Source organism: Thioclava sp. F42-5 (assembly GCF_002213195.1).
Lineage (GTDB): Bacteria > Pseudomonadota > Alphaproteobacteria > Rhodobacterales > Rhodobacteraceae > Thioclava > Thioclava nitratireducens.
This window is the reverse complement of the sequence record NZ_NBNZ01000003.1, coordinates 245,184-257,707: the sequence shown is the minus strand read 5'-3', so window position 1 is coordinate 257,707 and position 12,524 is coordinate 245,184. Positions and strand designations below refer to the sequence as shown.

At 63.9% G+C, this 12,524-nt stretch carries 6 protein-coding genes; 3 read left to right on the top strand and 3 right to left on the bottom strand.

All coding sequences use genetic code 11. The annotated features are described in order from the left end of the window. Positions 1-26: 26 nt before the first annotated feature. The 3 genes from glgC to B6V74_RS10670 are packed head-to-tail and all read right to left on the bottom strand — an operon-like array spanning position 27 to position 5,879. On the bottom strand, positions 27-1,298 hold the full coding sequence (gene glgC, locus B6V74_RS10680; RefSeq protein ID WP_075774802.1) for a glucose-1-phosphate adenylyltransferase: 1,272 nt from the start codon (positions 1,296-1,298) through the stop codon (positions 27-29). Between the two features lie 26 nt (positions 1,299-1,324). Then, complete coding sequence (gene glgB / locus B6V74_RS10675; RefSeq protein WP_088722773.1) at positions 1,325-3,469, bottom strand: 1,4-alpha-glucan branching protein GlgB; 2,145 nt, start codon at positions 3,467-3,469, stop codon at positions 1,325-1,327. A gap of 13 nt (positions 3,470-3,482) precedes the next feature. Next, positions 3,483-5,879, bottom strand: coding sequence for a glycogen/starch/alpha-glucan phosphorylase (locus B6V74_RS10670; protein ID WP_075774800.1), 2,397 nt, complete (start codon positions 5,877-5,879; stop codon positions 3,483-3,485). Positions 5,880-6,045: 166 nt separating this feature from the next. Between B6V74_RS10670 and B6V74_RS10665 the strand changes: the two genes are divergently transcribed. The 3 genes from B6V74_RS10665 (at position 6,046) to B6V74_RS10655 (ending at position 12,521) form a co-directional block, all read left to right on the top strand. After that, entirely contained in the window at positions 6,046-7,632 is a 1,587-nt protein-coding gene (locus B6V74_RS10665; RefSeq protein ID WP_088722772.1) for an alpha-amylase family glycosyl hydrolase, read from the top strand. Between the two features lie 244 nt (positions 7,633-7,876). Beyond that, positions 7,877-10,483 carry a bifunctional lysylphosphatidylglycerol flippase/synthetase MprF gene (gene mprF, locus B6V74_RS10660; protein WP_088722771.1) on the top strand — a complete coding sequence of 869 codons (2,607 nt, stop codon included), beginning with the start codon at positions 7,877-7,879 and terminating at the stop codon, positions 10,481-10,483. Between the two features lies 1 nt (position 10,484). Beyond that, positions 10,485-12,521, top strand: coding sequence for a bifunctional DedA family/phosphatase PAP2 family protein (locus tag B6V74_RS10655; protein WP_088722770.1), 2,037 nt, complete (start codon positions 10,485-10,487; stop codon positions 12,519-12,521). The last annotated feature ends 3 nt before the right edge of the window (positions 12,522-12,524 follow it).

The following is a 12,524-nucleotide window of genomic DNA, read 5'->3' as shown; positions in this document are numbered from 1 at the left end:
GGGCAGCGCCCCGCTATCTACCCCAGTTAGTCCAATGCCGCCGCGCGTTTGTCGAGCATCGCCTGCGTAATCAGCACGACCCCGCCTTCCGACCGGCGGAACCACTTCTCGTCTTCTTCCGGATCCTCGCCCACGACAAGGCCTGCGGGGATTTGCACGCCGCGGTCGATCACGCATTGGCTGAGCCGCGCATGTCGCCCGATATCGACGTAAGGCAGCACCACCGCCTCCTCGAGGCTTGCGAAACTATGCGCACGCACGCCCGTATGAAGCAGCGAATTGCGCACCTCCGCACCCGAGACGATGCAATCGCCAGAAACCAGCGAGGAGATCGCAGAGCCCCGTCGTCCGTCCTCATCGTGGATAAATTTCGCGGGCGGCACGATCTCGGCATAGGTCCAGATCGGCCATTCGGTGTCATAAAGGTCTAGCTTCGGCGTAAAATCCGTGAGGTCGATATTGGCCTGCCAGAACGCATCGACCGTACCGACGTCGCGCCAGTAAGGCTCGGTCTCCAGTCCCGTCGTCACGCAGCTATCCGAGAACTTATGCGCCATAGCCTTGCCGTGCTTGACGATCTGCGGGATCAGGTCATGACCGAAATCGTGGCTTGAATTCGGATCCTCCATGTCGCGGATCAACAATTCGCGCAGGAATTCCCAGTCGAAGACATAGATTCCCATCGAGGCCAGCGCGTGATCGGGATCGCCGGGCATGCCGGGCGGGTCGGCGGGCTTTTCGAGGAAATCGGTGACCTGGCCGGTCTTGTCGATCGCCATCACGCCGAAGGCCGTCGCTTCCATGCGCGGCACCGTCAGGCAGCCGATCGTGACATCGGCCTTGGTCTCGACATGCTGGCGCAGCATCACCTCGTAATCCATCTTGTAGATATGGTCGCCGGCGAGGATGATGACGTATTTCACGCCGTAATCTTCAACGATATCAATGTTCTGAGCGACCGCATCGGCGGTGCCCGCATACCAGCGGCTATCGGCTACGCGCTGGCTTGCGGGCAGGATGTCGAGATATTCGTTCCGCTCGGCGCGGAAGAAATCCCAGCCGCGCTGGATGTGGCGGATCAGCGAATGCGCCTTGTATTGCGTGGCGATGGCCATCTTGCGGATGCCGGAATTGAGCGCGTTCGACAGAGCGAAATCGATGATCCGGGTCTTGCCGCCGAAATAGACCGCGGGTTTCGCGCGCCTGTCGGTGAGCTCCTTGAGGCGACTCCCGCGGCCGCCCGCAAGTACGAAGGCCATGGCCTGTGCGCTCAGGCGCGTGTTGGGCTGTGGTTTCATAATCCTCCCCCTCCTCTGGGCACCGCTTATGCGGGCGTGAACATCACGACTGACAGCGGCGGCAAATATACCTCCGCGCTATGGGCGCAGCGGCCATGGGCGTGGTCTTCAGCGGCGATCGCGCCGAGGTTGCCGCGGTTGCCACCGCCATAGAATTCGGAATCCGTGTTCAAAATCTCGCACCATTCGCCGCTCTGGGGCAGACCGATGCGGTAGCTGCGTTCGACCGGGGTCAGGTTCGCGACGACCACGACCGGATCGGAGCCGGGCGCGCGGCGTTCGAAGATGAAGACCGAGGCCTCGGAATCGTTGGCCGCGATCCACTCGAAACCCTGCGGCTCGCAATCGCCCCAATGCAGCGCGGGCGTGTCGCGGTAGAGCCGGTTGAGGTCACGCACCAGCGCGCGCAGCCCCTCGTGGCGCGGATCGTTCAGAAGATACCAGTCCAGTTCGCGCTCGTGGCTCCATTCCGACCACTGGCCAAATTCCTGCCCCATGAAGAGAAGCTTCTTGCCCGGATGCGCCCATTGGAAGGCGTAGAAGGCCCGAAGGTTGGCGTATTTCTCGGGCTCGCTTCCCGGCATCTTGCCGAGCATCGAGCCTTTGCCGTGCACGACCTCGTCATGGCTGATCGGCAGAATGAAATTCTCGCTGTAAACGTACGAGCTCGCGAAGGTCAGCTCGTTATGGTGAAATTTGCGATATAGCGGATCGCGCGCGAAATAGCGCAGGCTGTCATTCATCCAGCCCATGTTCCACTTGTAGCCGAAACCGAGCCCGCCCTCATGCACGGGCCGCGTGACCCCGGGATAGGCGGTGCTTTCCTCGGCCACCGTCATGATGCCTTCCGCGCCGCCGTAAGAGGCCGCGTTCATGTTCTGCAGGAATTCGATCGCCTCGAGATTCTCGCGCCCGCCATATTTGTTGGGCACCCATTCGCCCGCCGCCCGGGAGTAATCGCGGTAGAGCATCGAGGCCACCGCATCGACGCGCAGCCCGTCGAGGTGATATTCCTCCAGCCAGAACAATGCGTTGGCAAGCAGGTAGTTGGACACTTCCCGCCGCCCGTAATTGTAGATCAGCGTATTCCAGTCCTGATGGAAGCCCTCTTTCGGGTCGGCATGCTCGTAAAGCGCCGTGCCGTCGAAATGTCTCAACCCGTGATCGTCGGTCGGGAAATGGCCCGGCACCCAGTCGAGGATGACGCCGAGCCCTTTCCGGTGTGCGGCATCGACGAACTCCGCGAATTCTTCGGGGCGGCCATGGCGGATCGTCGGGGCGTAAAGCCCGATCGGCTGATAGCCCCAGGAGCCGTCGAACGGGTGTTCGGTAATGGGAAGCAACTCGATATGGGTGAAACCCATGTCGCAGACGTAATCGACCAGCTTCTCGGCCAACTCGTGGTACGAGAGCGGCCTGCCCCCATCGTCCCAGATCCGCATCCACGAACCTAGATGTACCTCGTAGACCGAGATCGGCGCGTGACGTTCCTGCGCCTCGGCCCGGGTCTGGCACCATGCGCTGTCACCGAAGCGGTGCAGCCCCAGCTTGCGCACGACCGAGGCCTGCGCAGGCGGATGCTCCGCGCCGAAGCCGACCGGGTCCGCCTTCAGCGGCAGCACCGTGCCCTCGGCGTCGAGCAATTCGTACTTGTAGAGCGCGCCTTCATGGATGCCGGGGACGAAGATCTCCCACACGCCGGACGCACCGATCCGGCGCAGCTGGTGGCGCCGCCCGTCCCAGAAATTGAACTCACCCACGACCGAGACCCGGCGCGCATTGGGCGCCCAGACCGCGAAATGGACGCCTTCGACGCCTTGGTGGGTGATCGCATGGGCGCCGAGCTTCTCCCAGAGACGCTTATGCGTCCCCTCCCCGATCAGATACTCGTCGATCGGTCCAAGCACCGGCGCGAAGCTGTAAGGGTCGTCGAAATCCCATGTCGTCTGGTCGCGTCGCGCGCGCAGACAATAGGTTTTCTCGCTCCAATTTCCGGCGAAGACCCCGGGCACCACAGGCTCCAGCGCGACGTCCTTTTTCCCGAGCGCCCAGACCTCGTCCGCCCCGGGCACGAGTGCCACGATTTTCCCGTCATGAAGACCCAGCACGGAAAACGGGTCGGGATGATGCGCTTCGATCAGCGCTTCGGCCTCGTCGCGGGAAAGTGTCATATCGCTCCTTGGTTCACAGGGCAGATCGCGTGGTCCAAATCTCGTCCATGTAGCCCTTGATTGCCCGGTCGGAGGAGAAGAACCCCATCCGCGCGGTGTTCAAAACAGCCATCTTCGCCCAGCCTGCGCGATCGGCGAAGGCCGTGTCCACCTCTTTCTGGGCGGTCCGGTAGGCCTCGAAATCGGAGGCAACGAGGAAATAATCGCTGTGCCACATGTTATGAACAAGATCGTGATAGCGTTCTGGTTCCTCTGGAGAGAAACGTCCCTCGGCGATCATCTGCAAAACGTCCTGCAAAGGCTGGCTTTCAAGGATCGCGTTGCGCGCATGTTCGGGATCGCGGCGGCGCTCCATCACCTCGTCGGCGGTCATGCCGAAGAGGAAGAAGTTTTCCGCGCCGACCTGTTCACGGATTTCCACATTCGCGCCATCGAGCGTGCCGATGGTCAGCGCACCGTTCAATGCGAACTTCATGTTGCCGGTGCCGGAGGCTTCCTTGCCCGCAGTCGAGATCTGTTCTGACAGATCGGCGGCCGGGATCAGTCGTTCGGCCATGGAGACGTTGTAGTTCGGCGGATAGACGATCTTTAGGCGCCCATCGACGTAAGGGTCATTGTTCACCACCCGCGCCACGTCGTTGATCAGCCGTATGATCTGTTTCGCGGTGTGATAGCCCGGCGCGGCCTTACCGCCGAAGAATTTCACGCGCGGCTGGAAATCGGCCTGCGGGTTCTCGCGGATCGCATGCCAGTCCGCGATGGTCTGCAGGATGTTCAGCAGCTGGCGTTTGTATTCGTGGATGCGCTTGACCTGAATGTCGAAGATCGCGTCGGGGTCAATGGTGATCCCTTGGCTTTCGTGCACCCACTCCGCGAGATGCACCTTGTTATGGCGTTTCGCGCCCATGAAGGCCTCGCGGAAGCCCGCGTCATCGGCGTAAGGCTCGAGCGTGCGCAGCTTGTCGAGATCGGCCTCCCAGCCCTCGCCGATCGTGTCGATGATGAGGTGGGACAGCGCCGGGTTCGCCATCCGCAGCCAGCGGCGCGGCGTGATCCCGTTGGTCTGGTTGATGATCCGCCCCGGATGCAGCGCGTCGAGCTCGGGAAAGAGGTTGCGCTTGATCAGCTCGGTATGCAGCGCCGATACACCGTTCACCTTGTGCGAGGTGATGAAGGCCAGCTCGCCCATCCGCACTTCCTGATGCTTCACGATCCCCACGAAATGCGCGCGTTTCGGATAGGTGCGGCGGTGCCAACTGTCGATCTTCTCGATGATCTGCATGTGGCGCGGCAGCACCGTGCCCATCAGATAGGTCGCCCAACGCTCCAGTGCCTCGGGCAGCAGCGTGTGGTTGGTATAGCCCAGACATTGCATCGTGATCTCGAGCGCGGTCTCGAACTCCATGTCATGCAGATCGACGAGGATGCGGATCAGTTCCGGCCCTGCTATCGCTGGATGCGTGTCGTTCATCTGGATCGCGACATAGTCCGGCAGCTCTTCGAGCGTATAGCCCGAAGCCAGATGCCGGCGCATGATGTCCTGCAGCGCGGCGGAGGTCAGGAAATACTCCTGTTTGAGCCGCAGCTCCTTACCCGCATAGGTCGTGTCATCCGGGTAAAGCACGCGGCTCAACGTCCGCGCCAGAGCCTCGGGCTCGGCCGCGGCGGCGTAATCGCCGTGATTGAACCGCGCGAGGTCGAAGAGCTCGGTGGGCTTGGCCGACCACAGCCGCAGCGTGTTCGCCCATTTGCCCTCCCAGCCGATGATCGGCATGTCATAGGCCTCGGCCAGCACCGTCTCGCCGGGGATCCAATGCGGCTTGCCGTCCAGCGTCTCGACATGGCCCTTGAAGCCGATCTCGTAGGCCGCCTCTGGACGCTCGAATTCCCACGGATGACGCTGCTTGAGCCAATCCTCAGGCGTCTCGACCTGACGCCCGCCCTCGAAGCGCTGCTTGAAGAGGCCGTGCTCGTAGCGGATGCCGTAGCCGTAGCCCGGGCAGCCCAGCGTCGCCATGCTCTCCATGTAGCACGCCGCCAGCCGCCCCAGCCCGCCATTGCCAAGCGCGGCATCCGGTTCGTTCTCGACCACCGTCTCCCAGTCCTGCCCCAACCCTTCGATCGCCTCGCGGCAAATCGCACGCAGCCCGAGATTGATCGCGGCATCTTCCAGCATCCGTCCGATAAGGAATTCCATCGAGAGATAGTAGACCCGCTTGCGCTTTTCCTCCCAGGTGCGGCGGGTGGCCGCGAACCACGGTGCCACGACCCGGTCGCGTATCGCGAGGCTGAGTGCCATGCGCCAGTCATAGACCGAGGCGTGATCGGGATCCTTGCCCATCGAAAATGTGATGTGGTGCAAAATTTCTTCGCGAACCGTCTCGGCACTGGGCAATTGGGTGTCTTTCAAGGGGGAGGTCTCCGGATCTCTTCAGATAGCAATTGATTGATGAGCCGCCCCCTGTTCAAGGTCAAGCGACGGCGTAGAAACCATCTGAGCGGCTGTTGCCGTTTGCGCTAACAAGTCTACCCTTGCCGCGTTAACGGGCAACAGGAAACTGAAAGAGGAGCGATTCATGGCGAAGGATTGGTGGCGCGGAGCGGTTATCTACCAGATTTATCCGCGTAGCTTTCAAGACGACTCGGGCGACGGGATCGGCGATCTCAAGGGGATCACGCGCAGGCTTGATCATGTCGCCTCGCTGGGCGTCGATGCGATCTGGCTGTCGCCGATCTTCACCTCGCCAATGGCCGATATGGGGTATGACGTGTCCGATTATCGCGGTATCGATCCGCAATTCGGCACGCTGGAGGATTTCGACGCGCTGGTCGCGCGGGCGCATGAACTGGGCCTGAAGGTCGTGATCGATCAGGTGATCTCGCACAGCTCCGATCAGCACCCGTGGTTCAAGGACTCCAAGAAAGGCGGTACGAAGAAGGACTGGTATGTCTGGGCCGATCCCAAGCCCGACGGCAGCCCGCCCAACAACTGGCAGGCGGTGTTCGGCGGCTCGTCCTGGGAATACGCCCCCGAGCGCGGCCAGTATTACCTGCACAATTTCCTGATCGAACAGCCCGACCTGAACCTGCACAATCCCGAGGTGCAGGCGGAATTGCTCGACATTTTCCGTTTCTGGCTCGATCGCGGCGTCGATGGCTTCAGGCTCGATACAGTGAACTACTACTTCCACGACCCCAAGCTGCGCGACAACCCGGCGATGGAACCCGACCCGGAGCGTTGGCCGCCGGTCTCGACCTACGACATGCAGGATCACGAGTTCGACAAGAACCGCCCCGAGAACATCACCTTCCTCAAGAAGATGCGCGTGGTGATGGACGAATACGAAGACCGGACTCTGATCGGCGAAGTCGGCGAAGCGCCGCATCGCGCGCTCGGGCTCATGGAGGAATACACGCGCGGCGTCGATCGCCTCCACATGGCCTACAGCTTCGACATGCTGGGGCCGAAATTCTCGCCCGCGCATTTCCGCGGCAAGATCGAAGGCTTCTTCGAGAATGCCCCCGACGGCTGGCCGAGCTGGTCCTTCTCGAACCACGACGTGCAGCGCCATGTGACCCGCTGGGCGAAATACGGCACCGAGGACGGCATCGCACGGCTGGCCATCGCGATGCTCGCCTCGTTCCAGGGCACGATCGGTATCTACCAGGGCGAGGAACTCGGCCAGACCGAGACCGAGATGGAATATCACGAGCTCACCGACCCGCCCGGTCTGCGCTTCTGGCCCGAGAACAAGGGCCGCGACGGCTGCCGCACGCCGATGGTCTGGGACGAAAGCACGAATGCGGGCTTCTCCAAGGCCAAGCCGTGGCTGCCGGTGAAACCGCCGCAAGCCGCCCGGGCGGTCTCGGTGCAGGAGGCCGACGCGCACTCTGTGCTGGCCTATTACCGTCGCGTGCTGGCCTTCCGGAAGGAAAACCCGGTGCTGCGCAAGGGCGCGTCGACCTTCCTCGACCTGCCGGACCCGATCCTCGGCTTCATCCGCGACGATGGCGAGACGAAATTCGCCTGCTACTTCAACCTCAGCCCGGATCCGGTGACGCTCAAAGCGGAGGGGGAGCTTGTCGGCCCCTGCCTCGCCGCGACGCTGGAGGACGGCACCCTGTCGCTTGGCCCGAACGGCGCCGCCTGGCTGAAGATCTAACCAAACCGGAAAAACGCGGCGCGCGGGCCCCGAATTGCAGCCTGCCGCCACGTCTCGGACCCGCGACGGCGTCGGGAGCGTTTGCTCTCGACGCCGTTCGCATTCCGGTGTTCTGCCTCTGGTCAGCCGCGCCGTCTCGGTCGATAAGATGCCATCGGAAGCGATTTCTTACGGAATTTTAAGAAGGCCATAAATTCCTTCTGCGATCGTTCCGCCAGAGATTGGAAAAACTTGGAAATACAAGATGGTTCACGTTGATCCGGCGCAAGCCGCCCCTGCCTCGTCGCGCGTCAAGATACTCTGGCCGATCGCGCTGGGGCTGCTGCTGTTCCTGATGGGGCTCTGGGCGCTGCATCATCTGCTCGCCAGCATCGACGTGCGCCAGGTAATCGCGCAGATCAGGGCGACGCCGTGGCCCACGCTCGGCGCGGCCGTGGGGGCGACCTCGCTGGGCTACGTGGCGCTTGTCGGCTATGATTTCTGGGCGCTGCATTACCTTGGCAAAAAGCTGCCCCTGAGCACCGTCGCGCTTGGCGGGTTCCTTGGCTACGCCTTCGGCAACACGGTCGGGATCAGCGTGATCTCGGGCGGCGCCGTGCGCTACCGCATCTACTCCGCCGCCGGGCTGAACGCGTTCGAGGTCGCGGCGCTGTCCTCCTATATCGCGATCGCGATTGGGCTCGGGCTGACGATGGTGGGCGTTCTGGCGCTTTCCGTGCATCCTGCTGCGCTCGCCGGGGTCATCTCGGCGCCCGAGTCCTTGATCCGCGTCGGCGCGCTGGCCGCGACGGCCTTGATCCTGGGCGGCGCCTTCTACCTGTCCTATACGGGGCGCGCCCTGCGCATCCGCGACCGCGAGATCGCGATGCCGGCCCCGCGTATCCTTGTCGGGCAACTCGGCGTGGCGCTCTTCGACTCGACGATGGCGGCGGGCGCGCTTTGGGTGCTGATGCCCGCAGGCACGCCACCTTTCGCGAGCTTCGTCGCGATTTACGCTGCGGCCAGCATGGTCGGCATTCTCAGTCACGTGCCCGGCGGGGTCGGCGTGTTCGAGACGGTGGTGATCGCCGCCCTGCCCGCCGGCGTGCCCCTCGGCGATGCCGCGGCGGGCCTGCTGGCCTTCCGGATGATCTATTTCCTGCTGCCCTTCGTGATCGCCTTCGTGGTGGTCTCGCTTAACGAGGCGCGTCTCGCAGGCGGCTGGGCCACGCGCATCTTCGGCGAGATATCCGAGCCGATGCGCCCGGTGATCAGCGGCATCGAGGGCATCGCGCCAAGGATCGCCGGGGTCGCGGTGCTTGGCCTCGGTTTCTGGATGGTTATCGTCGCGCTGATGCCCGTACTGGGCCAGCAAGGCGGCGAGCCGGGGCTGATCACGGCGGTTCTGGCCGAGGGCGGCACCCAGCTTTGCGCCTTGGCGGGCGTGCTGTTGATCGTGCTCTCGCATGGTCTGGTTCGCCGGGTGCGGCTCGCCTATTGGCTGGCGCTCGCCGGGCTCGTGCTCGGTGTGATCTCGGTGCTGGCGGCCGATCTCGACATCGACAACGCCATCGTCCTGTCACTTGCCGCGCTGGTGCTTCTGCCGTTTCGCCGCGCGTTCCACCGGCAGGTCGCGCTCACCGAAGGGGGCTACGGCCCGCTCTGGCTGGCTGTGATCGTGGGGATGGTGGCCTCGGCGGCGGTTTTCTTCTTCCTCGCCTATGCCGCGCATCCTTATTCGAACGCGCTCTGGCTCGATTTCACCGCACGTTCGCCGACACCGCGGGCGCTTCGCGCAGGTCTTCTGATCAGCGCACTGCTGTTGGGCTTCCTGCTTTGGCTGATGCTGCGCCCGATACGCCACTTCGCCTTCTCCGTGGATCCCGAGCAGGATGCCTCGGTCGCCGCGATCCTCGCCGCGCAGGACGTGCCGCAGGGCTGGTTCGCGCTGACGGGCGACAAATGCGTGATGTTCTCCTCCGACCGCTCTGCTTTCCTGATGTATGCGCAGCGCGGCGGGATGCGGGTCGTCCTTGGTGATCCCGTCGGCCCGCCGGAGGTTGCGCGGCAACTGGCATGGGAGTTTCATGAACGCGCCGTGAGCGAGGGGCTCACCCCCGTCTTCTACGAGGTCTCGACGCGCAATCTGCCACTCTGGATCGAGATGGGCTACGCGCTGCACAAGATCGGCGAAGAGGCCGTGATCGACCTGCAGAAGTTCTCGCTTTCGGGGTCGAAATTCAAAACGATGCGGGCCGAGCAGAACCGCGCCCTGCGCGAAGGATACACGCTCGAACTCGCCGCCCCGCCGCATGCGCCCGAGCTGCTGTCGACGCTTCAGGAAATCTCCAATGCGTGGCTCGCCGGTCAGAAAGGCCGCGAGAAAGGCTTCTCGATCGGACGCTTCGATCCGCGCTACCTCAACCACTGCGAGATCGCCCTGATCCGCTGCGAGGGAGAGATCCTCGGCTTCGCGAACCTTCTGGGCGGCAACGGAGCGCAACATTTCGCGATCGACCTGATGCGATATCGCCCGGAAGCCGCCGACGGCGTCATGCAATTCCTGTTCCTCGGCCTGATCGAGGCACTGCGCGATCGCGGCGCGACCGAGCTGAGCCTCGGCCTCGCACCGCTGGCGGGGCTGCCCGATCGCGCCTCCGCGCGGCTCACGAGCCGGGTGGGAAACCTGATTTATCGTCACGGCGGAAGCTTCTACAATTTCGAGGGGCTGCGCCGGTTCAAACAGAAATTCCGCCCCGAATGGCGGCCGCATTACGTGGCGCTGCCGCCCGGCACCTCGCCCTATCTCGCGCTGACCGAGATCGCGCTCTTGATCTCCGGCGGTGCGCGCAACCTGCTGACAAAGGACTGACATGCTAGACGCCATCCACCAAGTGCTCCCGAATCTCGCCGCTCTGGGGATCTTCGGCTACTGGGTGATCGGGGCCGCGGCGGGGCTGGAGGCCTTCCTGCCAACCGGGTTGTTCCTGCCGGGAACGCTTCTCGTCGACGCCGGCGGGGTGATGGTTCAGCGGGGGATGCTCGACCTGCTCGACCTGCTGTGGTTCGTCGCGCTCGGATCGGTGCTCGGCGGCGAGGCGACCTTCTGGCTCGGTCGTCATGCACGGCGCGGCATGCTTGGGCGTTGGAATGTCGAAGGCATGGCCGCCTATCGACGCGCGGAGAAGCTATTTGCCCGCCATGGCGGCTTGGCGATCGTCATGGGGCGTTTCCTCGGTCCCGTCGCGGGCTTCGTTCCCTTCGCCGCCGCCGTCGCCGGGATGGAGACGCGACGCTTCCGGATCTGGAACCTGCTGAGCGGCTTGCCCTACGCTGTCTTCCATGTCGGCTTCGGTTATGCGCTTGGCGCGGGTTTCGCCCAGCTCAGCCCGATGATGACGCGCAACACCTTGTTCGTGCTTGGCATTGTCGTGATCGCCGCGGTGCTTTTCTGGATTCTGCGCCGACTCGACCGGGCGGTGCCCTATCTCCTTGCGATGGCGGGCGGTCTGATGGACGACATCGCGCGCCACCCCCGCGTCGACAGCTGGGGCGGGCGCCATCCGAAAACGGCGGCCTGGATCGCGCGCAGGCTCGACCGGACGAAATTCTCCGGACTGCCGCTGAGCCTTCTCGCACTGGCCTTCCTCTACCTCGCCTCCGTGCTGGTCGGGCTGTCGCTCGATTTCCTGCAAAGCGATCCGATCGTGCAGATCGACGCACGGCTGGCGGCTCTGATGCGGCTGTTCTGGACGCCGGGTCTCATACAGATATTCACCTGGATCACCGCGCTCGGCGATACGCAGCTCGTGGCCGCGCTGCTCGTGCTGGCCCTCGTCTGGCTCGCGTGGCTGCGCCGCTTCGATCTCGCCACGGGGCTCGTGGTCTCGCTCGGACTCGATTTGGTTTCGGTGATAATCCTGAAGGCCGGCTTCGGGCGGCCGCGTTCGATCCTCGGCTATTTCCACGAAACCTCGGGCAGTTTTCCCTCCGGCCACGCGACGCTCTCTGTCGCCTTTTACGGGATGCTGGTCTTCCTCCTCTGGCGGCTATCCCGGATCGGAGCACTCAGCGCGAGCTTCCTGGCATTCCTGTTCGCCGGGCTGATCGGGCTGAGCCGTCTCTACCTTGTCGAGCATTACCTGAGCGACGTGATGGGCGGCTGGCTTCTCGGCGCGCTGTGCCTGCTCGTGGGCATCGCCGTGGCCGAGTGGCTTTATCCGCGTTGGGCCGGGGCGCCGCGCACGCGACCGCGCTGGCAGATCGGCGTGATCGGAGTCGTGACGCTCGCGCTTATGGGCTTCACGATGGTTCGGGTGCGCGACTACTCCAAGGCGTTGAACCCGCCGCCGGTCGCGCAGCCGCTGATCGTGATCGCCCAAGGGGCCGAGCCGCAAGCGTTGAGCGACGCGCCGCTGATGGCGCAGACGCTCGATGCGGAGCAACAGTTCCCGCTTTCGCTCGGGATGTGGGCGGCGAACACCGATCAGATTACCGCGGCGCTGACATCCATCGGCTGGCAGCGCGCCGATCCGGTGACGCTGAAGACGCTGGCGGGCGCGGCCTTCGGAGCGGTGCGCGACACGATACGCCCCGGAGCAGCCCTCGCACCGCTTTTCTGGAACAACAAGCCGAGCGAGCTTGGCTTCACCCGCGTGCCGGAGGGCGACGCGACCGACGAGCTGCCGCGGCTGCGAATGTGGCAGACGCGCTATACCGATGCGTCCGGCGCGCGGCTCTGGATGGGGGCGATCACTCGCGATGACGGGCTGGTGCCGAGCGACGGGTCGGCGGCGGGGCCGCTGGCCTCTGACGTTGTGAAGGCGCTGAGCCAGAGCGGCGGGGCCAAGACGGTCGGCCATATCTCCGGCACTGACGCGTCGGCGATCCCGGTTCTGGCGCTGCGATAAGCG

Bases quoted from the DNA above. Each gene is read 5' to 3' on its own strand.
- glgC (WP_075774802.1), bottom strand. From the start codon at position 1,298: ATGAAACCACAGCCCAACACGCGCCTGAGCGCACAGGCCATGGCCTTC.
- glgB (WP_088722773.1), bottom strand. From the start codon at position 3,469: ATGACACTTTCCCGCGACGAGGCCGAAGCGCTGATCGAAGCGCATCAT.
- B6V74_RS10665 (WP_088722772.1), top strand. From the start codon at position 6,046: ATGGCGAAGGATTGGTGGCGCGGAGCGGTTATCTACCAGATTTATCCG.
- mprF (WP_088722771.1), top strand. From the start codon at position 7,877: ATGGTTCACGTTGATCCGGCGCAAGCCGCCCCTGCCTCGTCGCGCGTC.
- B6V74_RS10655 (WP_088722770.1), top strand. From the start codon at position 10,485: ATGCTAGACGCCATCCACCAAGTGCTCCCGAATCTCGCCGCTCTGGGG.